Raw genomic sequence first — 24083 nt, 5'->3', positions numbered from 1 at the left:
GCACGTGTCACGCGTTATTGCCGGTAGGGGGAGTCGCGTCGGCCTTGAGGAGGCAGAAGCGATGCGGGTTGGAGCATTCGTACTGGCAGCGCAGTTCCCGGGCCAGGGCCAGGGAGAGGCGCTGCACCGGGCGGTACGCACCGCCGAGACCGCCGAGGAGTCCGGACTGGACTCCGTCTGGCTGGCCGAGCACCACTTCGTGCCGTACGGGGTGTGCCCGTCGGCCGTGACACTCGCCGGACTGCTGCTGGGACGGACCCGACACATCCGGGTGGGTACCGCGGTCAGTGTGTTGCCGAACGCGCATCCGGTGGCGCTCGGCGAGCAGGCGGCCCTGCTGCACCTGCTGTCCGAGGGGCGGTTCTCGCTCGGGGTCGGCCGGGGCGGGCCGTGGGTGGATCTTGAGGTGTTCGGCGCGGGTCTTGAGGCGTACGAGCACGACTTCCCCGAGTCGCTCGGACTGCTGCTGCGCTGGCTGCGGGAGCCGCGCGTCGCGGCCACCGGTGACCGGTTCGTCTTCCGTGAGGTGCCGGTGGTGCCCCGGCCCGACGAACTGCTCGACCAGGAGGGCCCGGAGGTGATCGTCGCGTGCACGTCACCGAAAAGCGTGAAACTCGCCGCCCTGCACGCACTTCCGATGCTGCTGGGCATGCACTGCGACGACGAGGAGAAGGCCGGGATGGTCGCGCTGTGGCGAGCACACGCCCATGCGGCCGGACACAGTCAGGAGACCGTCGCCGCCGTGCGCCATGTGTCGGTGGGGGTCGCGCAGATCGCGGACGACACGGCGGAGGCGACCGAGACGCTGCTCAAGGCGATGCCGGGCTGGCTGCGCCAGGGGCTCGGCGCGCATACGACGGTCGACGGCAGGCAGCGCGCGATGCGCGATCCCGTCGCCTACACGGAACTGCTGTGCGCCCTGCACCCGGTGGGCCCGCCGGAGCTGGCGGCCGACCGGCTGGCGGCCACGTCGGAACGTACCGGCATCACCCGCTTCGCCCTGCTGGTCGAGGGCTCGGGCGATCTGGTGGCGACGGAGGAGAACGTACGGCGGCTGGGCTCCGAGGTGCTGCCACGGCTCGGCTGACCGCCGGCGTACGGCCGGCCACCGGCCGTACGCCGAGCGACCGGTTCAGCAGTCGCGCAATTCCGGGGACTGGTTGAGCAACTGGGCCCGTACCGAGGTGAAGCGGGCAAGCCGCTCATCGACCGAGGAGTCCAGCGGGAACACCGCGACACGGTGGCAGTTCTGGAACGCGAGGCGCACTCCGAAGTGCCGCTGGAGTGCGCCGCGAATGGCGTCACTCGCGAGTGCGCGCAACAGCTCACCACGTGCGTGCTCGTCCGGCGGCGGCGTCTGGTTGTCGGCGAACTGACCGCCGTCCACCTTCAGCTGTGCCACCAGGGAACTGATCATCTCCCATGCGAAGGGCAGGGAGGTCCGGACGCAGTCGACGAATTCCGCTTCGTCGACCTCGCCTCGCTCGGCCTGCTCCAACAGTGCCGGTGAGACGTCGAGCGACATGGGTTCTCCTCTCGCGACCCCAGCAAAGTGGGGCCTTACGGGCAGGGAAAGAGGCGCCGACGACGCAGCGTGCACGACCGGCGACCTCCTGCATCCACGTTATGCTCGCTGTCCGGACCGCACCAGGCGAATGGGAACACAACCGGCCACAAACGAAAGGGGCTTGAGGGGCGAATCGCGCCGGGTGGCGGCAGTCGAGTAGCGTTGCCCACCATGCGTCTCGTCATTGCCCGCTGCTCCGTGGACTACGCGGGCCGGCTCACCGCCCACCTGCCCTCCGCGCCCCGTCTGATCCTGGTCAAAGCCGACGGCAGTGTGTCCATCCACGCCGACGACCGTGCGTACAAACCGCTCAACTGGATGTCGCCGCCGTGCACACTGAAGGAGGGCGACGGTGCTTGGACGGTCGTGAACAAAGCGGGCGAGAAACTGATCATCACGATGGAAGAAGTCCTTCACGATTCTTCGCATGAGCTCGGTGTCGACCCCGGACTCATCAAGGACGGTGTGGAGGCCCATCTCCAGGAACTGCTCGCCGACCGCATCGAGACGCTGGGCCAGGGCTACAGCCTGATCAGACGCGAATACCCCACCGCCATCGGCCCGGTGGACATCCTGTGCCGCGACGCGGACGGCGGCACGGTCGCGGTCGAACTGAAGCGGCGCGGCGACATCGACGGCGTCGAACAGCTCACCCGCTATCTGGAACTGCTCAACCGCGATCCCCATCTGGCCCCGGTCAAGGGCGTGTTCGCGGCCCAGGAGATCAAACCGCAGGCGCGGGTGCTGGCGACGGACCGCGGTATCGGCTGCGTGATCCTGGACTACAACGCGATGCGCGGCATCGAGGACGACAAACTCCGCCTGTTCTGAGGCGAGTTGCGGCCCCACCCGCACCGAGTGGGCGGGGCCGCCGATTGGCTGCATGTCGCCCACGCGGAACTCGCTGGTCCCCGCCGACCGCGCTCGTTAGGGTCGCGGGATGAGCACTCGCACGTTCCGTATCACCGTCCGCGGTGTCTTCGACGGACTCGGCACCGACCAGCGGGCCGAACTCCTCTCCCGCGCTCCGGAGCACGACGTCCTGCGCGCGGCCTTCACCCCTGAGGGACACCTCAGCTACGACCTGGCGGCGCGGTCCGCCTTCACCTTCCGCTTCCAGGACTCGGGAGAGGCGGAAGAGGACATCCTGGAAGCGACCGAACGCGCCGAAGAGGCGGCGAAGACGTGGCTGACCGAACGCGGCTACGGTTACAAGAACCTCAGAAGCACCGCCGAAGACCTCTCCCAGGCCCCCCTGGGCAAACGACAGCGCCGCACCGCGGCCCGGCAAGACCACTGACCCACACCACCCGATCCTTGGCCGCTCAAGCCCGTCATATGCTTGAGTGGTCAAGGAGGTGTCAATGACTGAGCCACTGGATGCGGCACTGCGTCTCGTACGGGCCCAGACGGCCCTGGTGAGGCGCTTCGACGCGAGCCTGTCGGGTCTGCACGGCGTGAGCCTCGCCGACTTCACACTGCTGCTCCGCCTCGGCCAGGCGCCGGGCGGTCGGATGCGCCGGGTGGACCTGGCAGAAGCACTGGGCCTGACCGCCTCGGGCGTGACCCGCGGCCTCGCGCCGCTGGAGCGGATAGGCCTGGTCACGCGGGAACCGGACGCCCGCGACGCCCGGGTGGCCTACGCGTCCCTGACCACCACGGGCCACGAGCGCCTGACCGACATGCGCGCCACCGCAGAACGCACGGCGGCGGAGGTCTTCGCCGCCCCGGTCTGGAGCAAGGAGGACGTCACCGACATGACGGCCCTGCTGACGCGCCTTCTCCAGCAGCACCGCTGAGGCGCGTCACGCGGCCGGGCAGGGCCTAGGCGACCGTGCCGGTGGGCTGGGGCACTCCCTCGGTGACGACCGGCGACGTGCCGCTCGCCGAGGTGTCCGGCTCGGACGGGTCGGTGGGATCGGTCGGGCCTGTCGGGCCGTCCGTGGGGTCGGTCGGATCCGTCGGGCCGTCCGTCGGGTCGGTGGGATCCGTCGGGTCCGTGGGTCCTGTCGGCGGCTTCGACGAGTGGGTGGGCTTCGTCGGGTGGCCCGGAGGGGACGAGTGGTGGCCGCCCGGCGTCGAGTGGCTGTCGGACGGGGACGACGGGCTGCCCGGGTCGGACGAGGTCATCGTGTCCGGATCGGTGGGGACTCCGGTGCCGCTCGGTGCGCTGGACGAGCCCGTGTCGCCCGGGGTGCCCGGGGCGTCGCCGCTGGACTGCTCCGCCGGCGACGACGGGTCGGCCGGCGGGTCGGCGGGCAGGCCCGCGCCGTCGTCGTCCGGGCTGGTGGACTCCTCCGTGGTGACCTTGTCCGAGCCCTGTGTGTCGTTGCCCGAGGTGGCGCCCAGGGTCACGACCGTGCCCAGTACGGCGGCGAGCAGCGCGCCCGTGCCGACGGCGACCAGGTTGCGGCGGGCGCCGCCGAGCAGCCGGCGGCGGCCACGCGGCGGGGGTGTGCCGCCGATCAGTGTCGTGCCGGCGGTGGCCGGTGCGGGTGCGGACAGCCGCGAAGGCGGCAGTGCGGGCAGGCCGGGGGTCGGCAGGGCCGCGGCGACCGCCGGGGTGACGGGCGCCGTGGGACCGCTCGCGGGGGCGGCCCCCGTCAGGCTGTTCTCCCGGTCGGTGACCAGGGCCAGCGCACGGCGTCCGGCGACCGTACCGCTCTTGTCGGCGACGGCGCCGCGCATCGCGATCGACGCCTCCAGCTCGGCGCGGGCCCGGTCGAGGTTGCCCTGGCAGAGCGCGAGTACGCCCAACTCGTGGTGGAAGTACGCCTCTTCGGCGACCTCGCCGGCGATCCTCGCGGCTTCCTGGCCGGTGCGCAGCGCCCGTTCCCAGGCGCCCCAGTGCAGGCCCGCCAGGAAGGCGGGGGCGGCGCTGCGGGCCAACAGGACGGCGGCGCTGGGGTGTCCGGCCGCCGCGGGCTTGCCCTGCCCCTGTTCGGGGACGAGTTGGGCCATCGCGGCGAGAACGGCGTCCGCCTCGGCCGCCGCGCGTTCGGGGGTGACGGAGGGGTGCCCCACCCACCAGGCGTAGTGCTGGGCGGCGGTGTGCGCCTGGGCCTCGGCGTCGTCGCCGTAGCCCTTCGCGGTGAGCTGGAGGGCGACGCCGGGCGCGAGCCGGTAGCGCGAGCCGACCGGGGAGAGCAGTCCGCTGCTCATCAGCTCGCCGAGGGCGGCGTCCGCGTGGGTGTCCCCCACCAGGGCCGGCAGATGTGCCTGGTGGGGCACCTCGCCGCCGAGCGCCACGGCGAAGCGCAGCGTCGCGCGGGCGGAGTCGCTGAGCCGGGAGGCGAGCAGGTCGGCGGGGGCCGCGCCCTCACCGACGCTGGGCAGCGGGATGTCGTACCCCTCGCCGCTGTCGGTCGTGGCGTCGAACGCCGGGTCGAAGGCGCTGCCGGACGTCGTCTCCTGACCGTGGTCGCCGGACGGCTTCGCGAACGGCTCGAACTCGTCGAAGATCTGCGGATCGCGGCGCAGTTGGTCGCGCTGGCGCAGCAGCGCGCCGGCCTGGACGAAGCGCAGCGGCAGCCCCTCTGACTCGAACCAGAGGTCGCCCGCCCAGTTGGCCTCCTCGTCGGTGAGCGGCCGCTCGACGGCGCGCTCCAGGAGTTCCAGCGACGAGCCGCGGCCGAGGCCGCCGAGGAAGATCTCCTCGACCGCCGTCTCCGCCGAAGCGGCGCTCACCTCGGGCGTCACGGCGAGCAGGTACGCGCATTCGGGGGTCGCGCCGAGCAGTTCGTCGAGTGAGGCGCCCCCGAATTCGAGGTCGTCGACGATGACGACGGCCCCGATGCCCCGGACGCGGTCGAGCAGTTCGGGGCGGTCGGGCCGGACCAGCTCGGACTCGTAGACGGCGTTGTGGAGTTCGTGGAGCAGTTCGACGGAGGTACGGCGGTAGCCGGAGAGCCGGATGACCCCGTCGGGCGCCGTCTCGGCGCAGTCGGCGGCGACGGCGTCCAGCAGCGCGGTGCGGCCTGATCCGGCGGCTCCGCACAGCCGTATGGACCGGCCGCGGCCCAGCAGCCGTATCAGCCGGTCGTGTTCGTCCTGTCGCTCCAGCAGCGGGAGCGGCGGGGCGGCGGGGCCCGGCGGCACGGGCGGGCGTCCGGCGCGCTGGCGGGCGCCGCGGTCGGCCGCGTCGCGGCGTACCGGAGCGGCGGGCCTGCTGCCGGGCGGGCACGGCTCGATCTCGGTGCCGTCGACCGGGTTGACGGTGAGGAGGAAGTCGCCCGAGACCAGCCGCACCGTACGGGCGGGGTGCGGTGCGACGGGACCCGCTCCCTTGAGATGGCTCAGGGCGGGCGTGACCGGCTCGCGCGGCGGCCGGGGCTGTCCGACGGCGTCCCGCGCCACCTCGGCCTCGGCGGGCCGCTCGGCGGGCCAGTCGTCCGGCCGCTCGTCGTACGGCTCCACAGGACGCTCGTCGTACGGCTCCACGGCGCGCTCGTCCGCCCGGTCGTCCGCCTGGTCGCCGAGTCGTTCGTCCGGCCGCTCGAAAGGCCGTTCGTCCGGCCGTTCGAAGGACCGCTCGTCGTCGTGACGGTTCTCTTCCGGTCCCCGGTTCATCGGGTCCATCGTCAAATCCCCCAGATCAAGGCGTGTAGGTCTCCCCCGGCCTCACAACACGCCCATCTGTCGGTTCTGGTCCGGTGCGGTGTCTGCGTCAGTGGTTCGATCGATTCAGTGGTTCGGTCGATCGGCAGACGGCCGAACCCTAGACCTCAGCACTGTATCCAGGAACACCCGGGGTACCACCCCGTCCAAGACGTCACGGTCTTATGAGGATTGTGCTCAGACCCGTGGCAGTGACTCTGCGGCGATTCCGCCCTCGATGGCGAGAATGCGGTGCAGTCGGGTGGCCACCAGCAGACGCTGCATCTGGGGCGGCACCCCGCGCAGCACAAGCCTACGGCCGCACCTCCCCGCGCGTCGGTGGGCTCCCATGATGACGCCGAGTCCCGTGGCGTCCCAGGAATCCAGATCGGTCAGGTCGAGCACCAGGTCGCCGACGCCGTCGTCGACAGCCGAGTGCAGGACCGTGCGGGCGTCCGCCGCGCTGCGTACGTCGAGGCGGCCCCCGACGACCAGCTCGGCGTGGTCGCCCCTGATGTGCATATGCGCTCCCCGAGAGTGCTTCGGTGCTCCGTGTCTGTCTGTTCTGTCGAATGACAACTGACTGACTGTCTGACAGCAGCGGAAGTTGCCGTCCGTAAGCGAACCGATACCGAATTCACCCGGTGGGGTGGCTCAAATCGGTCAGCGCGGTTCAGTGCTTGTAGAACCCCTGCCCGCTCTTGCGGCCGATGTCACCCGCGTCCACCATCCGGCGCATCAGCTCGGGCGGTGCGAACTTCTCGTCCTGCGACTCGGTGTAGATGTTGCCGGTCGCGTGGAGCAGGATGTCGACACCGGTCAGGTCGGCGGTGGCGAGCGGTCCCATGGCGTGGCCGAAGCCGAGCTTGCAGGCGATGTCGATGTCCTCGGCGGACGCGACACCCGACTCGTACAGCTTGGCGGCCTCGACCACGAGCGCGGAGATCAGCCGTGTGGTGACGAAGCCTGCCACATCGCGGTTGACCACGATGCAGGTCTTGCCCACGGATTCGGCGAACTCCCGCGCGGCGGCGAGGGTTTCGTCGCTGGTCTTGTAGCCGCGCACCAGCTCGCAGAGCTGCATCATCGGCACGGGCGAGAAGAAGTGGGTGCCGACGACACGGTCCGGGCGGTCGGTCACAGCGGCGATCTTGGTGATCGGGATGGCCGAGGTGTTGGAGGCGAGGACGGCGTCGTCCCGTACGAGCTTGTCGAGCGTGCGGAAGATCTCGTGCTTCACGTCGAGCTGCTCGAAGACGGCCTCGACGACGATGTCGGCGTCGGCGACGGCGTCCAGGTCGGTGGTGGTGGTGATCCGGGCGAGCGCGGCGTCGGCGTCGGCGCCTTCGAGCTTGCCCTTGGCGACGAAGCGGTCGTACGAGGCCCTGATGGTGTCGGTGCCCCTGGTCAGCGCCGCATCGGTGACATCACGAAGGATCACGTCCCAGCCGGCCTGGGCGGAGACCTGCGCGATCCCGGACCCCATGAGTCCGGCTCCGACGACGGCGAGTTTCCTGGCCACGACACACCTCGCGATTCTTGTTCTGCCTTGACACGTGCTTACATTCGGTCGCTCTGCCGGAGGTTAGCGGTCACCGGCCGGAGTGTGGCGCGGAAGAGATGCGCGTCACGTCCCAAATGGCGGACATCACACCGGGACGGTCCATCAGCCCGCGCGCACGGCGTACTTGAGCACCCGCTCCCCCAGCAGCTCCTCGATGTCGTCCAGGAGTACCAGGGCTTCACGTGATACGGGGCCCGGCGCGCGCTCCTGTGCCATCTGGCCGCCGATCCACGAGGTGAGCGTGGAGTGCACCCAGGAGAGCTGGCCCGCCACGAGGGTGGGCAGTGTGTCGGTGGGATCCGCGCCGGTCTCCTCCCTGAGCGTGTCGGCGAGCTGGAGCTGGATGTCCTGCTGGACGTAGAGCAGCCGGGCCCTGAGTGCCTGCGACTCCTGGCACACCTTCATGAAACGTGCGTAACCCGTCATCAGCCCGATGGCCGGCGAGACCGTCTCGACCTGTTCGCGCAGCTCACGCAGGATCGCGTCGGCGGCCGACTCCCCCTTGTCCCGGCCGCGTACGAAGCGCGAGAGCCGGCCAGTGACGGCGACGCTCCGGTCGAGGAAGAGGTCCTCCTTCGCCGGGAAGTAGTTGTAGACGGTGTTGACGGAGACGTCAGCCGCCTCCGCGATCTCGGCGATGGTCACGGCGTCGAAGCCGCGCTCCAGGAACAGACCGGTGGCGGTGTCGGAGATGTCCTGCCTGGTCTGCCGCTTCTTCCGCTCTCTGAGCCCTTCGGACATGGCCCCGAGTCTAGTCTTCGTCTACTTCCCTACAAATTTGGAGTCATTGCAATTTTGGGGAGTCTCTGTTTTTCTGGGGCCATGGCAATCATCAGTACGGCCGGGCTCGCCCGGACCTTCCAGACCAAGAACGGACCGGTCGAAGCCGTGCGCGGCATCGACCTGACCGTCCCCGCCGGGGAGATCCTGGGCTTCCTCGGCCCCAACGGAGCGGGCAAGACCACCACCCTGCGGATGCTCACCACCCTGCTGCCGCCCACCGGTGGCGCGGCGACCGTCGCCGGTGTCGATCTGCTCGGCGATCCGGCCGGGGTGCGCGGGAAGATCGGGTACGTCGCCCAGGCCGGCGGCGTCGACCCGCAGATCAGCGTCCGGGAGGAGCTGGTCACCCAGGGCAGGCTGTACCGGCTCGGCAAGCGGGAGGCGGCGGGACGCGCCGCCGAACTCGCCGCCGAACTGGGCCTCGACGGGCTGCTCGACCGCACGTGCGGCGCGCTCTCCGGCGGGCAGCGGCGCCGCCTCGACATCGCGCTCGGGCTGACCCACCGCCCCGAGGTGCTGTTCCTGGACGAGCCGACGACCGGGCTCGACCCCCGCAGCCGCGCGGACCTGTGGGAGCTGATCCGGCGGATCCGGGCCGAGCACGGCACCACGGTCTTCCTCACCACGCACTATCTGGACGAGGCCGACGCGCTCTCCGACCGACTGGTCGTCGTCGACCGGGGCGTGGTCGTCGCCGAAGGCACCCCGAGCGCCCTGAAAACGGCCTACGCGGGCTCGCCCGATGCCTCGCTCCAGGACACCTTCCTCGCCATCACCGGCCGCGAGCTGGCCCCCGCCGACCCCACACCCGTCGCCGTCTAGGAGACCTTGACCATGACCGCCGGCCTGACGTCCGCACTCTTCTCCGACACCGCGCTGATCTTCGGGCGCTACGCCCGGCAGACCCTGGGCTCCAAGCTCCAGATGGTCTTCGGCGTCCTGATGCCCCTGCTCTACCTGCTCTTCTTCGGACCGCTGCTGACAGGACTTCCGCTGGGCGGCGAAGGTGACTCCTGGCAGATCCTGGTACCGGGGCTGCTGCTCCAGCTCGCCCTGTTCGGCGCCCTGTTCACCGGTTTCACCGTCATCGTCGAGAAGCAGCTGGGGGTGACGGAACGGATGCGGGTGACGCCGGTCAGCCGGCTCGCGCTGCTGCTGGGACGGGTCCTGCGGGACGCGGCGCTGCTGGTCTTCCAGTCGGTCCTGCTGGTGCTGGCGGCGCTGGTGATGGGGTTGCGGGCGCCGCTGGCCGGGGTGCTCATCGGCTTCGCCTTCGTCGCTGTCCTGACCGTCGCGCTGGCCTCGCTGTCGTACGCCCTCGCGCTGCGGGTCGGCAGCCCGCAGGAGTTCGGCCCCACCGTCAACGCGATCTCGATGCCGTCGATGCTGCTGTCGGGGCTGATGCTGCCGATGGCGCTCGCTCCCGGCTGGCTGGACCTGGTCTCGCACTTCGTCCCGTTCCGCTACCTGGTGGACGCGGTACGGGCCGCCTACGTCGGCGAGTACGCCGGTACGGCGATGGTCTACGGCGTCCTCATGGCGACCGGTTTCGCACTCAGCGCCGTCGTCGTCGGCACCCGCGTCTTCCGGCGGGCCGGCGCCTAGAATCTGTGCGCGACCTAGGGCCTCTCGTTTGGATCATGCCGGGCTCGCGTGCCCCGGCATGATCCAAACGAGAGACCCTAGGCTGGGCACATGGTCAATCTGACGCGTATCTACACCCGTACCGGCGACAAGGGCACGACCGCGCTCGGCGACATGAGCCGTACCGCCAAGACCGACGTACGGATCGGGGCGTACGCCGACGTCAACGAGGCCAACGCCGCCATCGGCGCCGCGGTCGCGCTGGGCGAGCTGCCCGGCGCGATCGTGAAGGTCCTGGTCCGGGTCCAGAACGATCTCTTCGACGTGGGCGCCGACCTCGCGACGCCGGTGGTGGAGAACCCCGAATATCCGCCGCTGCGGGTCGAGCAGTCGTACATCGACAAGCTGGAGGCGGACTGCGACGCGTTCCTCGCCGACCTGGAGAAGCTGCGGAGTTTCATCCTGCCGGGCGGTACGCCGGGGGCCGCGCTGCTGCACCAGGCGTGCACGGTCGTACGGCGCGCCGAGCGGTCGACCTGGGCGGCGTTCGAGACGCACGGCGAGACGATGAACCCGCTCACCGCCACGTATCTCAACCGCCTCTCCGACCTGCTGTTCATCCTCGCCCGCGCGGCGAACAAGGAGGCCGGGGACGTGCTGTGGGTGCCGGGCGGCGAGCGCTGAGCCCGTCGGCGGTCAGCGCCTGCGCCGTCAGCGCCTCCGCCGTCAGTGCCGCAGGCTCCGCGGAACCTCGCCCTTCGTGGTCTCGCCCTTCGGCGCCTTCTTCGGCCACAGGGTGTACGTCAGGGCGATGGCGCCGTGGATCGCGACCAGCCGTGCCGCGCTGAGCTGCCAGTCGGTCAGCGGCCCTGTGCTGTCCGCGTCGCCCACGTACCAGATGGCCAGCTGGAGCAGCCCGGCGGTGACGGCGACGGCCAGCACCGTACGCAGCCACAGCTTGGCCTCGTGCAGGGCGCGCGCCCTGCCGTAGCGCGGCGGCTTGACCGGCGGCGGGCCGCCGAAGAAGCGGTGGGCCACCCGCGCGTCGATCCACTTCATCGTGTAGTGGCCGTAGGCGACGGTGTAGCCGATGTACAGCGCGGCCACGCCGTGCGTCCAGTCCGGGGTCGCGCCGTTCTTCAGGTCGACGACGGTGCCGACGAGCAGGACGATCTCCAGCAGGGGTACGAGCAGCAGGACAGCGGCTCCGAGCCGGGGCTTGCGGGCCGCGTAGCGCAGCAGGAGCCCCGCGGCGAGCAGGACCCAGAAGCCGACCTCGCAGATGACGACCAGCGTGACGATCACGGCTGTCCACCTCTCTTCCGGTTCCTCCAAGCCTGGGCGCGGGGCCGCCGCGAATCGTCGTCGGCGCTGACGAACCGTGACTGCATCCTTCGATGTAGCGAGGCTCGCCCGGTAAGGGGAGGACGGTGCGCGCGGTGCCCTGTTTGATGGAGGGGTGAGCATCGACCTCCGGAACTTCGGGCCCTTCGGCCCCTTCCGTCCGCACCGCGACGACATCCTCATCGCGACGGCCGGCCTGCTCGGCGGTCTGCTGCTGTGGGGCCTCGGCGTGGAGAACCAGCCCGGCCGGCCGCTGGGCGGCGCGTGGGTGCTGGTCCCCGTAGTCGTCACGGCTGTGCTGGAGCTGCTGCGCAGAACGGCGCCGGGGCCCGCGCTCGTGATCGGCACGCTCGCACTGGTCGCCGATCAGTTCACGCGGGGCAGCATCGCGACGATCGTGATGTTCACGGACCTGGTGTACGCGGCGGTGCTGTACGGCTCGGCGGCCACGGCGCGCCGGCTCCCCCGATGGACGGCGCTGTTCACGGTCGCGCTGTCGATCGGGCTCGTGGCCTGGCTGCACTCGGTGGAGGCGCTGCTGCTCGGGGTGATCATCGGAGTCGTCGGCTTCGGGCCTGCGGCCACCGGCGCACTCGTACGCAACCACCGCGACGCGGCCGACGCGGCCCGGCTGCGGGCCGAGCAGACCGCGCTGCTCGCCGAGGTGGACAGGACCCAGGCGGTGGCCGCCGAGCGGGCGCGGATGGCGCGGGAGCTGCACGACATGGTGGCCAACCACCTCTCGGCGATCGCGATCCACTCGACGGCGGCGCTGTCGCTGGACGACGAGCGCACCAGCCGCGAGGCGCTGGGGGTCATCCGGGAGAACAGCGTCGACGGGCTGGCGGAGATGCGCCGGCTGATCGGGCTGCTGCGCACCACGGGAGGCGAGAGCGAACCGACCGTGGCGCCGACCCTGGACGCCCTCGACACACTGGTGGAGCAGGCCCGGGTGAACGGCGCCCCCAGCGGGCTGACGTTCGCCCTCGACGACCGGCGCGACGCCGAGGCGAAGCTGCCGGCGCCGGTCGAGCTGGCCGCGTACCGGATCGTCCAGGAGTCGATCACCAACGCGCTCAAGCACGGGGCGCGCGGCGAGGTCACCGTCGCGCTCGTACGCACCAAGCAGGCGCTGACGGTGGAGGTGAGCAGCCCGTACGGCGACCGGCCGGGGCCGCGCGCGCCGGGGTCGGGCGCGGGTCTCGTCGGGATGCGGGAGCGTACCGCCCTGCTGGAAGGGGAGTTCGAAGCGGGTCCGGTGGCGACGGACGACGGCAAGAGCTGGCAGGTACGGGCGGTGCTGCCCGTCGGGGAAGGGGACGGAACACGATGACGATCAGGGTGCTGGTCGCCGACGACCAGGCGGCGGTGCGCGCGGGCATTGTGCTCATCCTGCGCAGCGCCGACGACATCGAGGTGGTCGGTGAGGCCGCCGACGGCGTGGAGGCGCTGGCGATGGCCCGTGAGCTGCGGCCCGATCTGGTGCTGATGGACATTCAGATGCCGCGGGTGGACGGCGTTTCGGCGACCCGGCAGGTGGTCGCCGAGCGGTTGGCCGACGTGCTCGTACTGACCACGTTCGACCTGGACGAGTACGTCTTCGGGGCGCTGCGCGCGGGGGCCGCGGGGTTCCTGCTGAAGAACACCGACGCCCGGGACCTGCTGACGGCCGTACGGACGGTCGCGGCGGGCGAGGGTCTGATCGCGCCGGCCGTGACCCGCCGGCTGATCGCCGAGTTCGCCTCGCCCACCACCGGGCGGAGCGGCAGGAGCGCCGATGACGGCGTGCTGGACGCGCTCACGCGCCGGGAGCGCGAGGTGTTCTTCTGCCTAGGTGAAGGGCTGTCGAACGGGGAGATCGCCAGGCGTCTTTCGATGGCGGAGGCCACGGTCAAGACGCATGTGAGCAGGCTGCTGGCCAAGCTGGAGCTGCGCAGCCGGGTGCAAGCGGCCGTACTCGCCCAGGAGTTGGGTGGCTGACCGGCCCGGGCGACTTTGGTCCAGACCTCTTGACGATTGGTCCAGACCTTCCTACTCTCACCGCACACACCGCGGTGAGCCGTCGCGGCGTGTGCAGTGCACGGACCAACCCCGAATTGTCCGGTACTCACTCATGGAGCCCCCTTGAAGCTTCCTTCGGCACTTCACCGACCCAGATCCAGACGCAGACCCATGTCCCGAACCGTCGCGGGCCTCACCGCGCTGCTCCTCCCGCTGGCCGCCCTGGTCGGCCTCGCCTCCCCCGCGGAAGCCGCCACATCGGCGACCGCCACCTTCGCCAAGGCCTCGGACTGGGGAACCGGTTTCGAGGGCAAGTGGACGGTGAAGAACACCGGTACCACCAGCCTCAGTTCCTGGACCGTGGAGTGGGACTTCCCCTCCGGTACGGCGGTCACCTCCGCGTGGGACGCGGACGTCACCAGCTCCGGCAACCACTGGACCGGCAAGAACAAGAGCTACAACGGCACACTCGCCCCCGGCGCCTCCATCAGCTTCGGCTTCAACGGCTCCGGCTCGGGCTCCCCCTCGGGCTGCAAGCTCAACGGCGCCTCGTGCGACGGCGGAGTCGTCGTCCCCGGCGACAACCCGCCCTCGGCGCCCGGCACCCCGTCGGCGAGCAGCATCACCAACACCTCGGTCGTCCTGTCGTGGAGCGCCGCGACGGACGACAAGGGCATCAAGAACTACGACGTGCTGCGGGACGGCGCGAAGATCGCCACCGTCACCGGCACGACATACACCAACACCGGCCTCACCGCCGGCACCGACTACTCGTACACCGTGCAGGCCCGTGACACAGCCGACCAGACCGGTCCGGTCAGCGGCGCACGCGCGGTGCACACCACCGGCACCACCGACCCGGGCAACCCCGGGAACCCGGGCGGCAGCGGCAAGGTCAAGCTCGGTTACTTCACCGACTGGGGCATCTACGCCAGGAACTACCAGGTCAAGAATCTGGTCAGCTCCGGCTCCGCCGCCAAGATCACGCACATCAACTACGCCTTCGGCAACGTGACCGGCGGCAAGTGCGCGATCGGTGACAGCTACGCCGACTACGACAAGGCGTTCACGGCCGCCGAGAGTGTCGACGGCGTCGCCGACACCTGGGACCAGCCGCTGCGCGGCAACTTCAACCAGCTGCGCAAGCTGAAGGCCAAGTACCCGAACATCAAGGTGATCTGGTCGTTCGGCGGCTGGTCCTGGTCCGGCGGCTTCGGCCAGGCGGCGCAGAACCCCACCGCCTTCGCCCAGTCCTGCTACGACATGGTGGAGGACCCCCGGTGGGCCGATGTCTTCGACGGCATCGACATCGACTGGGAGTACCCCAACGCCTGCGGTCTGTCGTGTGACACCAGCGGCGCCGCGGCCCTCAAGAACGTGGCACAGGCGCTGCGTGCCAAGTTCGGCAACAACAACCTGGTCACGGCGGCCGTCACGGCCGACGCCTCGACCGGCGGCAAGATCGACGCCGCCGACTACTCGGGCGCCGCGCAGTACCTCAACTGGTACAACGTGATGACGTACGACTTCTTCGGGGCCTTCAACGCGCAGGGACCGACCGCCCCGCACTCCCCGCTCACCTCGTACGCCGGCATCCCGCAGCAGGGCTTCAACTCGGCGGAGGCGATAGCCAAGTTCAAGGCGAAGGGCGTGCCGGCGAACAAGCTGCTCCTCGGCATCGGCTTCTACGGGCGCGGCTGGACCGGAGTGACCCAGGACGCCCCGGGCGGCACGGCGACAGGACCGGCCACCGGAACGTACGAGCCGGGCATCGAGGACTACCACGTCCTCAAGAACAGCTGCCCGGCCACCGGCACCGTAGCGGGTACGGCATACGCCCACTGCGGCACCAACTGGTGGAGCTACGACACCCCGGCCACCATCACCTCCAAGATGAGCTGGGCGAAGCAGCAGGGGCTCGGCGGAGCCTTCTTCTGGGAGTTCAGCGGAGACACCTCGAACGGTGAACTGGTGACCGCGCTCTCCAACGGCATCGGCTGACCGTAGCCGTCTTCTAGCGGGACCACAGCACGAATGAGGGGTGCGGCGCACGAAGCGCCGCACCCCTCACTGCTGTCAGGTCACCGCCGTCAGGCGACGTTCACCCGCTGGCCGGGCGGGGCCGCCTCCAGCCAGGCGAGGAAGCCGGTCAGGGCGTCGTCACTCATCGCCAGCTCCAGCCGGACGCCCTGATGGGCACAGGTCAGCACCACCGAGTCGGAGAGCAGCGCCAGCTCCTCCTCGCCCTCGGGGGCCCGGCGCGCCAGCACCTCGATGGCCGAGCGCTCCAGATTCCGGCGGGGGCGCGGCGCGTACGAGAAGACCCGGAACCAGCTCACCCGGTCGCCGTTGTAGCGGGCCACCCCGTACACCCAGCCCTTGCCGGAGAGATCGGACTTCTCCGGGACGTTCCAGCGCAGACTGCAGTCGAACGTCCCGCCGGACCGCTGGATCAGCCGCCGGCGCAGACCGAAGACGAACAGGCCCACCGCAACCAGGACGACGACCAGTCCGCACACAAGCAGAGCGAGGATCATCTACACCGACCTCCTCGCTCATCCAGTAACCGAACAAGAACCGCACCCGCATCGCCTCAGCCGCGACCCGGTCCGGAGGGGTCCGGAACAGGCCGCGGCTGAGGGTTGAATCCGTTGTGGCAGCGCCTACTTCACCGCCACCGCGCGCATTCGGACATCGGCGCGCCGCTCGGCGTTCGCGTCGTCGTCCGACTTCGCCCGTTCCAGCGCGCGCTCGGCACGCTGGGCGTCGATCTCGTCCGCCAGCTCGGCGACCTCGGCGAGCAGCGAAAGCTTGTCGTCGGCGAACGAGATGAAACCGCCGTGCACAGCGGCGACGACCGTTCCACCATCACTCGTACGAATGGTCACAGGGCCCGATTCCAGCACACCCAGCAGCGGCTGGTGACCAGGCATGACGCCGATGTCGCCGGAAGTGGTACGCGCGACGACCAGGGTGGCCTCGCCGGACCAGACACTGCGGTCAGCGGCGACCAGCTCGACATGCAGCTCAGCAGCCATGAGGGGCTCCTCGGGTCACCACCCGACTGTTCGGCCGGGTGTTGGTCTTAATTCTATGGGTTGTCGTGGAGAGCGTCAGAGGCGGGCGGCAGTCACAGCCGCCCGCCCCTGATGACCGGCGGCTCAGGAGACGCCGAGCTGCTTCGCGTTCGCCTTCAGGTCCTCGATACCACCGCACAGGAAGAACGCCTGCTCGGGGAAGTGGTCGTACTCCCCGTCACAGATCGCGTTGAACGCGGTGATCGTCTCGTCCAGCGGTACGTCGGAGCCGTCCACACCGGTGAACTGCTTCGCCGCGTGGGTGTTCTGCGACAGGAAGCGCTCCACACGACGGGCCCGGAAGACGGTGAGCTTGTCTTCCTCACCGAGCTCGTCGATACCGAGGATGGAGATGATGTCCTGCAGGTCCTTGTACTTCTGCAGGATCCCCTTGACCCGGGAAGCCGCGTCGTAGTGCTCCTGCGAGATGTACCGCGGGTCCAGGATCCGGGACGTCGAGTCCAGCGGGTCGACCGCCGGGTAGATGCCCTTCTCCGAGATCGGACGCGAGAGCACGGTCGTCGCGTCGAGGTGCGCGAAGGTCGTGGCGGGCGCCGGGTCGGTCAGGTCGTCCGCGGGGACGTAGATCGCCTGCATCGAGGTGATCGAGTGACCACGGGTCGAGGTGATGCGCTCCTGGAGCACACCCATCTCGTCCGCCAGGGTCGGCTGGTAACCCACCGCGGACGGCATACGGCCGAGCAGCGTGGAGACCTCGGAACCGGCCTGGGTGAAGCGGAAGATGTTGTCGATGAAGAGCAGCACGTCCTGCTTCTGCACATCGCGGAAGTACTCCGCCATGGTCAGCGCGGAGAGCGCCACCCGCAGCCGGGTGCCCGGCGGCTCGTCCATCTGCCCGAAGACCAGCGCGGTCTTCTCCAGCACGCCCGTCTCGGTCATCTCACCGATGAGGTCGTTGCCCTCACGGGTGCGCTCACCGACGCCGGCGAACACCGAGACACCGTCGTGCAGGTTGGCGACTCGCATGATCATTTCCTGGATGAGGACCGTCTTGCCGACGCCCGCACCCCCGAACAGACCGATCTTGCCGCCCTTGACGTACGGGGTCAGCAGGTCGACGACCTTCAGGCCGGTCTCCAGCATCTCCGTCTTCGACTCGAGCTGGTCGAAGGCCGGAGCCTTGCGGTGGATCGGCCAGCGCTCCGTGATCTGCGACTCGGCCTCGGGCTCGTTCAGGATCCGGCCGAGGGTGTTGAACACCTTGCCCTTGGTCACGTCTCCGACGGGCACCAAGATGCCGGCGCCCGTGTCGGTCACCGGGGACTGGCGTACCAGACCGTCGGTGGGCTCCATCGAGATCGCGCGGACCAGACCCTCGCCCAGGTGCTGGGCTACTTCGAGGGTCAGCGTCTTCTTCTCACCGGCGTTGGCCGGGTCGGCGATCTCGACGTGCAGCGCGTTGTAGATCTCCGGCATCGCGTCGACGGGGAACTCCACGTCGACGACCGGGCCGATGACCCGGGCGACGCGGCCCGTGACCGTGCTTCCCGGGTTGGCCGCCTCAACAGTGGTCGTCATTAATTTTCACTCCCCGCAGATGCGTCGGCCAGGGCGCTCGCGCCACCGACGATCTCGCTGATTTCCTGGGTGATTTCGGCCTGGCGGGCCGCGTTGGCAGACCGGGTGAGGCTCTTGATGAGGTCCCCGGCGTTGTCGGTCGCCGACTTCATCGCGCGGCGGGTGGCGGCGTGCTTGGAAGCGGCCGCCTGCAGCAGCGCGTTGTAGACACGGCTCTCCACGTAGCGCGGCAGCAGGGCGTCGAGGACGTCCTCCGCCGACGGCTCGAAGTCGAACAGCGGAAGGATCTCGCCCTTCGTGTCCGCCTCCTTGGCCGCTTCGTCGAGCTTGAGGGGCAGCAGCCGGTTCTGGACGGGCGTCTGCGTCATCATCGAGACGAACTCGGTGAAGACGATGTGCAGCTCGTCCACGCCGCCTTCGGACGTCTCCGTCCTGACCGCCTCGATCAGCGGCGCCGACACCTTCTTGGCGTCCGCGTACGTCGGGCCGTCGGTGAAGCCGGTCCAGGAGTCCGTGACCTTGCGCTCACGGAAACCGTAGTAGGAGACGCCCTTGCGGCCGACGATGTACGTGTCGACCTCCTTGCCCTCGCTCCGGAGCTGCTCGGTGAGCCGGTCCGCCGCCTTGATGGCGTTCGAGGAGTAGCCGCCGGCCAGACCGCGGTCGCTCGTGATGAGCAGCAGCGCGGCCCGGGTCGGTGACTCCGTCTCGGTGGTCAGGGGGTGCTTGGTCGTCGAACCGGTCGCCACCGCTGTGACCGCCCGGGTGAGCTCCTCCGCGTACGGCGAGGAGGCCCGCACCTGGCGCTGCGCCTTGACGATGCGCGAGGCGGCGATCATCTCCATCGCCTTGGTGATCTTCTTGGTCGCGGTGACGGATTTGATGCGACGCTTGTAGACCCGGAGCTGCGCTCCCATGAGTCAGGTCCCTTCCGTCGTCACTTGGCGTCGGCCGGCGCGTCGTCGCCGAGAAGCTTGCCGTCCGAGGTCTCGAACTGCTGCTTGAAGGCGGTGATGGCGTCACCGATGGACTGCGTCGTGTCGTCCGACATCTTGCCGCCCTCGGCGATGCTGGTCAGCAGCTCCTTGCGCTCACGGCGCAGGTACTCCAGCAGCTCGCCCTCGAAGCGGCGGATGTCGGAGACCGGTACGTCGTCCATCTTGCCGGTGGTACCGGCCCAGACGGAGACGACCTGCTCCTCGACCGGCATCGGCGAGTACTGGGGCTGCTTCAGCAGCTCGACCATGCGCTGACCGCGCTCCAGGGCCGCCTTGGACGTCGCGTCCAGGTCGGAGCCGAAGGACGCGAACGCCTCCAGCTCGCGGTACTGGGCGAGGTCACCACGGAGCCGTCCTGAGACCTGGCGCATGGCCTTGTGCTGGGCGGAGCCACCGACTCGGGAGACCGAGATACCGACGTTCAGCGCGGGGCGCTGGTCGGCGTTGAAGAGGTCGGACTCCAGGAAGCACTGACCGTCGGTGATGGAGATGACGTTGGTCGGGATGAACGCCGACACGTCGTTCGCCTTGGTCTCGACGATCGGCAGACCCGTCATCGAACCGGCGCCCAGGTCGTCGGAGAGCTTGGCGCAGCGCTCCAGCAGACGCGAGTGCAGGTAGAAGACGTCACCGGGGTAGGCCTCACGCCCGGGCGGACGGCGCAGCAGCAGCGACACGGCGCGGTAGGCGTCGGCCTGCTTCGACAGGTCGTCGAAGACGATCAGGACGTGCTTGCCCTGGTACATCCAGTGCTGGCCGATGGCGGAGCCGGTGTAGGGCGCCAGGTACTTGAAGCCGGCCGGGTCGGAAGCGGGGGCGGCGACGATCGTGGTGTATTCGAGCGCGCCGGCCTCCTCCAGGGCGCCGCGCACGGACGCGATGGTGGAGCCCTTCTGGCCGATGGCGACGTAGATGCAGCGGACCTGCTTGTTCACGTCGCCGCTGCGCCAGTTGTCACGCTGGTTGATGATCGTGTCGACGGCCAGCGCGGTCTTGCCGGTCTGCCGGTCGCCGATGATCAGCTGACGCTGGCCGCGGCCGATCGGGACCATCGAGTCGACGGCCTTGTAGCCGGTCTGCATCGGCTCGTGCACCGACTTGCGGATCATGACGCCGGGGGCCTGCAGTTCGAGGGCGCGGCGGCCCTCGGTCTCGATCTCGCCGAGGCCGTCGATCGGGGTGCCGAGCGGGTCGACGACGCGACCCAGGTAGCCCTCGCCGACAGCGACGGACAGGACCTCGCCGGTACGCGTGACCGACTGTCCCTCCTCCACGCCGCTGAACTCGCCGAGGACGATCGCACCGATCTCGCGCTCCTCGAGGTTGAGGGCGAGACCGAGGGTGCCGTCCTCGAACTTCAGCAGCTCGTTCGCCATGGCCGAGGGCAGTCCCTCGACCTTGGCGATACCGTCACCGGCCACACTGACCGTTCCGACCTCCTCGCGCGAGGCCGCGTCCGGCTTGTACGACTGGACGAAATTCTCCAGCGCATCCCGGATCTCCTCCGGCCGGATCGTGAGCTCCGCCATCTGGATTCCCTGCTCTCCTTGTTGGGCCCGAAGTCTTCTTGGGGGTCTGCTTGGGTCTGGGGGCGACCCCCAGGAATCTTCCGCAATTTCTGCACGGCCCAACCGGGCCGCCGGTCCTGCTCTGTTCTGTTGGTGACCGCGTCAGCGGCCGAGCTGCCGAGCCGCCTCGCTGAGCCGCTCGGCGACCGTGCCGTCGATGACCTCGTCACCGACCCGGACCGAGATTCCGCCGATGACCTCGGGGTCCACGTCCAGGTTGAGATGCATCGGGTGGCCGTACAGCGAGGCCAGGGCCGCGCCGAGACGCTGCTTCTGTCCGTCGGTGAGCGGCACCGCCGAGGTGACGACCGCGACCAGACGATCCCGGCGCTCGGCCGCGAGCCTGGACAGCGTCTCAAGACCTGCTTCCAGGCTACGTCCACGCGGCGCGGTGACGAGACGCACGACGAGCCGCTCGGTGACGGGGTTGGCCCGGCCGCCGAGCAGAGTGCGCAGCAGCTCGCCCTTGGCCGTGACCGTCGCCGACCTGTCGGTCAGCGCCGCCCGCAGTCCGGTGCTGGACTGGACGATGCGGCCGAACCGGAACAGTTCGTCCTCGACGTCGTCCAGCGCACCGGCGCGCTGCGCCGCTGTGAGGTCGGCGGTCGCCGCCAGCTCCTCGATCGAGTCGACCAGGTCACGGGGCTGCGACCAGCGGGCGCGGACCATGCCCGAGACCAGGTCGGCGACGGTGCCGCTGACCTGTCCCGCGAGCAGCCGGCCCGCGAGGTCGGCCTTGGCCTCGCCGTCCTGCGCCGGGTCGGTGAGGACCCGGCGCAGCGACACCTCGCGCTGGAGCAGCGCCGTGACGCTGGCGAGCTCGTCGGCGAGCTTCGCCGCGTCGGCCGACGTGGAGTCGGTCAGCGCGTCGAGGCGCTCGCGTGCCTCGGTCAGGGCGATACGGCTCGCGCCGTTCATCGCCTGGCCTCGGCCTTCGATGCGCCGTCCTCGAGGTCGTCGAGGAAGCGGTCGACGGTACGGCTCTGCCGGGCGTGGTCCTCAAGGGACTCGCCGACCAGCTTGCCGGCCAGTTCGGTGGCGAGCCTGCCGACGTCCTGGCGCAGCGCGTGCGCCGCGGACTTGCGGTCGGCCTCGATCTGGGTGTGGCCGGCGGCGATGATCTCCTCACGCTGCCGCTGACCTTCCGCCCGCATCTCCTGGATGATCGCGGCGCCCTGTTCGGTCGCCTCCTGACGCATCCGGGCGGCCTCGTGCCGGGCCTCGGCGAGCTGCGCCTTGTACTGCTCAAGGACGCTCTCGGCCTCGGACTTGGCGGCGTCAGCCTTCTCGATGCCGCCCTCGATCGCCTCGCGGCGCTCGTCCAGAACCTTGTTGATGTTCGGAAGGAGCTTCCAGGCGAGAAGACCGAAGACGATGACAAAGGCGAGCAGGCCGACGACGAGCTCGGGAATCGGCGGAACGAGCGGGTTTTCCGCATCTTCGGCCGCGAGCTGAACCAGAGGGTTCACATCAATGCCTTTCGTCTGGTCGACTGGTCATGGATCGAAAGATCACTTGCCGTAGACGAAGGGCATGACCAGACCGATGAGGGCGAGCGCCTCACAGAACGCGAAGCCGAGGATCTGGTTGGCGCGGATCAGGCCGGCGGCCTCGGGCTGGCGGGCCAGCGCCTGGGTGCCGTTTCCGAAGATGATGCCGACGCCGACGCCGGGGCCGATGGCGGCCAGGCCGTAGCCGATGGAGCCGAGCGAGCCGGTGACGGCGGCGAGGTTCGAGACAGCGGACATGCCGGAACTTCCTTCTCTTTCACGGACCGGTGGAGATTTGGCCACCGGACGGCTGTGGGGTCTGTGGTCGGGGCGGTCAGTGGTGTTCGGCGAGCGCGCCCTGGATGTACGTGCACGTCAGGAGCACGAAGACGTAGGCCTGAAGGGCTTGGATGAACAGCTCGAACACGGTCATCACGATGACCATGATGAACGAGACGCCGGCATAGGCGATCCCGATTCCGTTCAGCAAGTACCAACTGGCGATGGTGAAGAGCAGCAACAGGGTGTGGCCCGCGAACATGTTCGCGAAGAGTCGCACCGCATGCGTGAACGGGCGGACCAAGAGGTTCGAGAAGAACTCGATGAGCATGGCCAGCGGCAGTACCGGGCCGAGCGTCTTGTCGTAGCCGGTGAAGTTCTTGAAGGCGCCGACAAAACCGTGCCGCTTAAAGGTGAGTGATACCCACAGCACGTACACGATGAGCGCGAGAACCAATGGGTACGAAATGATCGCCGTCACGGGGAACTGCGCGAGCGGGACGATCGACCAGAGGTTCATCATCCAGACGAAGAAGAACAGCGTGACGACGAGAGGAACGTACTTCTCGCCCTCCCGCTTGCCGATCGTCTCGTGGACGACGCCGCGTCGTACGAAGTCGTAACCCGCCTCGGCCACCATCTGGAGCTTGCCCGGAACGACCTTCGGCTTGCGGAAAGCGGCCCAGAAGAACGCGACGATGACGATCGAACCGAGCAGAGCCAGCAGCATCGTCTTGTTGAAGTACAAGTTGCTGTCCCCGTCACCCACCAGGGGCTTGAACAGGAACGAGTGCAGGCCGGGGGCCGGGAAACCACATCCGTCGAAGATGTGGCAGTTGGTCTCGAAGGCGAGCACCTGTGTCGGGTCAGCACTCACCGCGGGCTCCTTCAACATGGCGCATAGGTACGGCAACCTCGTTGTGTCGGCGCGGCGCGCAGCCGCGGTTCGGCACTGGACTGGTGTGACGGATGTAGGAACAACGGCCGGGCTTCGAGCCTCGCGTCGTGAGAACAGGCGTCAGCTCGGAAGCCCGCGCCCACAATGCCGCAGTTGGCACCGGACGATAGCAGGACGTGCAGCGCTTGCTTATCCCGCCCCTACCCCTCACGTCGCCGACCCCGACTTCTGGGGCTCGCCGCTCTTGGAGGATTCCGGTTCAACGTAGAGGATCTTGGCCTTCATGAACGAACGCGCCTGTGCGGCCACCCACACGACGGTCGCCACGACAAGCGTGATGGCGAACGCCTTGGGATTGAACAGCGAGGTGTTCTTGAAGACGGCCACGAAGATCACGAGCAGCAGCAGTTGTGCGGTGTACAGCATGAGTCCCATGGCCTGGAACAGGTGCGGGAGGGAGCGCGCTGTGCGCTGGAGCACCACAAGACCGATCCCCATGAAGAGGATCACCACAAGCGTGCCGACGACGGCGCCCACGACTCCCTTCCCGCCTGCGACCACACCACTGACCACAGCGGCGACAAGGCCGGCGGCAGCGGTGGGTACGGCGGTGTGGAGGAGATTTCGGACGTCGTTGGACAGCATGGCGGCAGCTCCGCTGACTGGGGGGTTGGGCATGGGGCGTGGGGCAGATCGTGTCGTCATGGACGAGCGTAGGCCCGGTCCGAGTCATAAATTCTCGGGCCAACGAACCGTCGCACTACGGTTCTTCGGCTCTGTCGCCGGGTCTCGTGA

Annotated in this window: 26 protein-coding genes; 10 read left to right on the top strand and 16 right to left on the bottom strand. The window is 69.3% G+C overall.

Annotated elements, in window-relative coordinates; all coding sequences use genetic code 11:
- Window positions 1–61 precede the first annotated feature (61 nt).
- Entirely contained in the window at window positions 62–1087 is a 1026-nt protein-coding gene (locus OHS57_RS26395) for an LLM class flavin-dependent oxidoreductase (RefSeq protein ID WP_041984291.1), read from the top strand.
- A 45-nt stretch (window positions 1088–1132) separates the two neighbouring features.
- Here the strand turns inward: OHS57_RS26395 and OHS57_RS26390 are convergent, their stop codons facing one another.
- A complete protein-coding gene (locus tag OHS57_RS26390; RefSeq protein WP_041984292.1) occupies window positions 1133–1525 on the bottom strand; it encodes an SCO5389 family protein in 393 nt (130 codons plus the stop codon).
- 213 nt (window positions 1526–1738) lie between these two features.
- Here OHS57_RS26390 and nucS point away from each other — a divergent pair, with 213 nt between their 5' ends.
- From nucS to OHS57_RS26375, 3 genes are all read left to right on the top strand, one after another.
- On the top strand, window positions 1739–2398 hold the full coding sequence (nucS, locus tag OHS57_RS26385; protein ID WP_041984294.1) for an endonuclease NucS: 660 nt from the start codon (window positions 1739–1741) through the stop codon (window positions 2396–2398).
- A gap of 109 nt (window positions 2399–2507) precedes the next feature.
- On the top strand, window positions 2508–2867 hold the full coding sequence (locus OHS57_RS26380) for a DUF6204 family protein (RefSeq protein WP_328583546.1): 360 nt from the start codon (window positions 2508–2510) through the stop codon (window positions 2865–2867).
- A 64-nt stretch (window positions 2868–2931) separates the two neighbouring features.
- Window positions 2932–3366 carry a MarR family winged helix-turn-helix transcriptional regulator gene (locus tag OHS57_RS26375; protein WP_328583545.1) on the top strand — a complete coding sequence of 145 codons (435 nt, stop codon included), beginning with the start codon at window positions 2932–2934 and terminating at the stop codon, window positions 3364–3366.
- Window positions 3367–3391: 25 nt separating this feature from the next.
- On the opposite strand, the gene OHS57_RS26370 is transcribed toward OHS57_RS26375, so the two are convergent.
- The 4 genes from OHS57_RS26370 to OHS57_RS26355 form a co-directional block, all read right to left on the bottom strand.
- A complete protein-coding gene (locus tag OHS57_RS26370; RefSeq protein WP_443043097.1) occupies window positions 3392–5983 on the bottom strand; it encodes an ATP-binding protein in 2592 nt (863 codons plus the stop codon).
- 378 nt (window positions 5984–6361) lie between these two features.
- Window positions 6362–6685 carry an STAS domain-containing protein gene (locus tag OHS57_RS26365; protein WP_041984301.1) on the bottom strand — a complete coding sequence of 108 codons (324 nt, stop codon included), beginning with the start codon at window positions 6683–6685 and terminating at the stop codon, window positions 6362–6364.
- A gap of 151 nt (window positions 6686–6836) precedes the next feature.
- Complete coding sequence (locus tag OHS57_RS26360; RefSeq protein ID WP_328583543.1) at window positions 6837–7685, bottom strand: 3-hydroxyacyl-CoA dehydrogenase family protein; 849 nt, start codon at window positions 7683–7685, stop codon at window positions 6837–6839.
- Window positions 7686–7829: 144 nt separating this feature from the next.
- Window positions 7830–8468, bottom strand: a complete 639-nt coding sequence (locus tag OHS57_RS26355) for a TetR/AcrR family transcriptional regulator (protein ID WP_041984304.1) — start codon at window positions 8466–8468, stop codon at window positions 7830–7832.
- A gap of 81 nt (window positions 8469–8549) precedes the next feature.
- Between OHS57_RS26355 and OHS57_RS26350 the strand changes: the two genes are divergently transcribed.
- The 3 genes from OHS57_RS26350 (at window position 8550) to OHS57_RS26340 (ending at window position 10778) form a co-directional block, all read left to right on the top strand.
- Window positions 8550–9332, top strand: coding sequence for an ABC transporter ATP-binding protein (locus OHS57_RS26350; RefSeq protein WP_328583542.1), 783 nt, complete (start codon window positions 8550–8552; stop codon window positions 9330–9332).
- A 12-nt stretch (window positions 9333–9344) separates the two neighbouring features.
- The gene (locus OHS57_RS26345) at window positions 9345–10115 is read left to right on the top strand and encodes an ABC transporter permease (protein WP_041984306.1); all 771 of its coding nucleotides are present in this window, start codon (window positions 9345–9347) and stop codon (window positions 10113–10115) included.
- Between the two features lie 90 nt (window positions 10116–10205).
- Window positions 10206–10778: a cob(I)yrinic acid a,c-diamide adenosyltransferase gene (locus OHS57_RS26340; RefSeq protein ID WP_041984308.1), complete on the top strand. Its 573-nt coding sequence runs from the start codon at window positions 10206–10208 to the stop codon at window positions 10776–10778.
- A gap of 42 nt (window positions 10779–10820) precedes the next feature.
- On the opposite strand, the gene OHS57_RS26335 is transcribed toward OHS57_RS26340, so the two are convergent.
- Window positions 10821–11399, bottom strand: a complete 579-nt coding sequence (locus OHS57_RS26335) for a hypothetical protein (RefSeq protein WP_328583541.1) — start codon at window positions 11397–11399, stop codon at window positions 10821–10823.
- Between the two features lie 154 nt (window positions 11400–11553).
- Here OHS57_RS26335 and OHS57_RS26330 point away from each other — a divergent pair, with 154 nt between their 5' ends.
- The 3 genes from OHS57_RS26330 to OHS57_RS26320 all read left to right on the top strand — a co-directional run bounded on the left by OHS57_RS26330 (window position 11554) and on the right by OHS57_RS26320 (window position 15440).
- On the top strand, window positions 11554–12771 hold the full coding sequence (locus tag OHS57_RS26330; RefSeq protein WP_241778462.1) for a sensor histidine kinase: 1218 nt from the start codon (window positions 11554–11556) through the stop codon (window positions 12769–12771).
- Complete coding sequence (locus OHS57_RS26325; RefSeq protein ID WP_328583540.1) at window positions 12768–13418, top strand: response regulator transcription factor; 651 nt, start codon at window positions 12768–12770, stop codon at window positions 13416–13418. Before OHS57_RS26330 ends, OHS57_RS26325 begins: the two co-directional genes overlap by 4 nt.
- Window positions 13419–13610: 192 nt before the next feature.
- Window positions 13611–15440: a glycosyl hydrolase family 18 protein gene (locus tag OHS57_RS26320; protein ID WP_041995092.1), complete on the top strand. Its 1830-nt coding sequence runs from the start codon at window positions 13611–13613 to the stop codon at window positions 15438–15440.
- Between the two features lie 89 nt (window positions 15441–15529).
- Here the strand turns inward: OHS57_RS26320 and OHS57_RS26315 are convergent, their stop codons facing one another.
- The 10 genes from OHS57_RS26315 to OHS57_RS26270 form a co-directional block, all read right to left on the bottom strand.
- A complete protein-coding gene (locus tag OHS57_RS26315) occupies window positions 15530–15976 on the bottom strand; it encodes a DUF2550 domain-containing protein (RefSeq protein WP_041984313.1) in 447 nt (148 codons plus the stop codon).
- A 126-nt stretch (window positions 15977–16102) separates the two neighbouring features.
- Window positions 16103–16477: a F0F1 ATP synthase subunit epsilon gene (locus OHS57_RS26310; RefSeq protein WP_041984316.1), complete on the bottom strand. Its 375-nt coding sequence runs from the start codon at window positions 16475–16477 to the stop codon at window positions 16103–16105.
- A gap of 123 nt (window positions 16478–16600) precedes the next feature.
- On the bottom strand, window positions 16601–18055 hold the full coding sequence (atpD, locus tag OHS57_RS26305; protein WP_041984320.1) for a F0F1 ATP synthase subunit beta: 1455 nt from the start codon (window positions 18053–18055) through the stop codon (window positions 16601–16603).
- Window positions 18055–18972: a F0F1 ATP synthase subunit gamma gene (locus OHS57_RS26300; RefSeq protein WP_041984322.1), complete on the bottom strand. Its 918-nt coding sequence runs from the start codon at window positions 18970–18972 to the stop codon at window positions 18055–18057. Before OHS57_RS26300 ends, atpD begins: the two co-directional genes overlap by 1 nt.
- A 20-nt stretch (window positions 18973–18992) precedes the next feature.
- A complete protein-coding gene (atpA, locus tag OHS57_RS26295) occupies window positions 18993–20582 on the bottom strand; it encodes a F0F1 ATP synthase subunit alpha (protein ID WP_041984325.1) in 1590 nt (529 codons plus the stop codon).
- Between the two features lie 141 nt (window positions 20583–20723).
- Window positions 20724–21539, bottom strand: coding sequence for a F0F1 ATP synthase subunit delta (locus OHS57_RS26290; protein ID WP_328583539.1), 816 nt, complete (start codon window positions 21537–21539; stop codon window positions 20724–20726).
- Window positions 21536–22090 carry a F0F1 ATP synthase subunit B gene (locus OHS57_RS26285; protein ID WP_041984332.1) on the bottom strand — a complete coding sequence of 185 codons (555 nt, stop codon included), beginning with the start codon at window positions 22088–22090 and terminating at the stop codon, window positions 21536–21538. Before OHS57_RS26285 ends, OHS57_RS26290 begins: the two co-directional genes overlap by 4 nt.
- 42 nt (window positions 22091–22132) lie before the next feature.
- Window positions 22133–22369 (bottom strand): F0F1 ATP synthase subunit C, encoded by a 237-nt coding sequence (locus tag OHS57_RS26280; RefSeq protein WP_328583538.1) that lies wholly within the window; start codon window positions 22367–22369, stop codon window positions 22133–22135.
- Between the two features lie 76 nt (window positions 22370–22445).
- Window positions 22446–23267 (bottom strand): F0F1 ATP synthase subunit A, encoded by an 822-nt coding sequence (gene atpB / locus OHS57_RS26275; protein ID WP_328583537.1) that lies wholly within the window; start codon window positions 23265–23267, stop codon window positions 22446–22448.
- A 228-nt stretch (window positions 23268–23495) separates the two neighbouring features.
- Window positions 23496–23933, bottom strand: coding sequence for a hypothetical protein (locus OHS57_RS26270; RefSeq protein ID WP_328583536.1), 438 nt, complete (start codon window positions 23931–23933; stop codon window positions 23496–23498).
- Window positions 23934–24083 lie beyond the last annotated feature (150 nt).

The organism is Streptomyces sp. NBC_00370, assembly GCF_036084755.1.
Classification (GTDB): Bacteria; Actinomycetota; Actinomycetes; order Streptomycetales; family Streptomycetaceae; genus Streptomyces.
The sequence above is the reverse complement of the archived record's forward strand: the minus strand, read 5'-3'. Positions and strand labels throughout refer to the sequence as shown.

Bases quoted from the DNA above. Each gene is read 5' to 3' on its own strand.
- OHS57_RS26395 (WP_041984291.1), top strand. From the start codon at position 62: ATGCGGGTTGGAGCATTCGTACTGGCAGCGCAGTTCCCGGGCCAGGGC.
- OHS57_RS26390 (WP_041984292.1), bottom strand. From the start codon at position 1,525: ATGTCGCTCGACGTCTCACCGGCACTGTTGGAGCAGGCCGAGCGAGGC.
- nucS (WP_041984294.1), top strand. From the start codon at position 1,739: ATGCGTCTCGTCATTGCCCGCTGCTCCGTGGACTACGCGGGCCGGCTC.
- OHS57_RS26380 (WP_328583546.1), top strand. From the start codon at position 2,508: ATGAGCACTCGCACGTTCCGTATCACCGTCCGCGGTGTCTTCGACGGA.
- OHS57_RS26375 (WP_328583545.1), top strand. From the start codon at position 2,932: ATGACTGAGCCACTGGATGCGGCACTGCGTCTCGTACGGGCCCAGACG.
- OHS57_RS26365 (WP_041984301.1), bottom strand. From the start codon at position 6,685: ATGCACATCAGGGGCGACCACGCCGAGCTGGTCGTCGGGGGCCGCCTC.
- OHS57_RS26355 (WP_041984304.1), bottom strand. From the start codon at position 8,468: ATGTCCGAAGGGCTCAGAGAGCGGAAGAAGCGGCAGACCAGGCAGGAC.
- OHS57_RS26350 (WP_328583542.1), top strand. From the start codon at position 8,550: ATGGCAATCATCAGTACGGCCGGGCTCGCCCGGACCTTCCAGACCAAG.
- OHS57_RS26345 (WP_041984306.1), top strand. From the start codon at position 9,345: ATGACCGCCGGCCTGACGTCCGCACTCTTCTCCGACACCGCGCTGATC.
- OHS57_RS26340 (WP_041984308.1), top strand. From the start codon at position 10,206: ATGGTCAATCTGACGCGTATCTACACCCGTACCGGCGACAAGGGCACG.
- OHS57_RS26325 (WP_328583540.1), top strand. From the start codon at position 12,768: ATGACGATCAGGGTGCTGGTCGCCGACGACCAGGCGGCGGTGCGCGCG.
- OHS57_RS26320 (WP_041995092.1), top strand. From the start codon at position 13,611: ATGTCCCGAACCGTCGCGGGCCTCACCGCGCTGCTCCTCCCGCTGGCC.
- OHS57_RS26315 (WP_041984313.1), bottom strand. From the start codon at position 15,976: ATGATCCTCGCTCTGCTTGTGTGCGGACTGGTCGTCGTCCTGGTTGCG.
- OHS57_RS26310 (WP_041984316.1), bottom strand. From the start codon at position 16,477: ATGGCTGCTGAGCTGCATGTCGAGCTGGTCGCCGCTGACCGCAGTGTC.
- atpD (WP_041984320.1), bottom strand. From the start codon at position 18,055: ATGACGACCACTGTTGAGGCGGCCAACCCGGGAAGCACGGTCACGGGC.
- OHS57_RS26300 (WP_041984322.1), bottom strand. From the start codon at position 18,972: ATGGGAGCGCAGCTCCGGGTCTACAAGCGTCGCATCAAATCCGTCACC.
- atpA (WP_041984325.1), bottom strand. From the start codon at position 20,582: ATGGCGGAGCTCACGATCCGGCCGGAGGAGATCCGGGATGCGCTGGAG.
- OHS57_RS26290 (WP_328583539.1), bottom strand. From the start codon at position 21,539: ATGAACGGCGCGAGCCGTATCGCCCTGACCGAGGCACGCGAGCGCCTC.
- OHS57_RS26280 (WP_328583538.1), bottom strand. From the start codon at position 22,369: ATGTCCGCTGTCTCGAACCTCGCCGCCGTCACCGGCTCGCTCGGCTCC.
- OHS57_RS26270 (WP_328583536.1), bottom strand. From the start codon at position 23,933: ATGCTGTCCAACGACGTCCGAAATCTCCTCCACACCGCCGTACCCACC.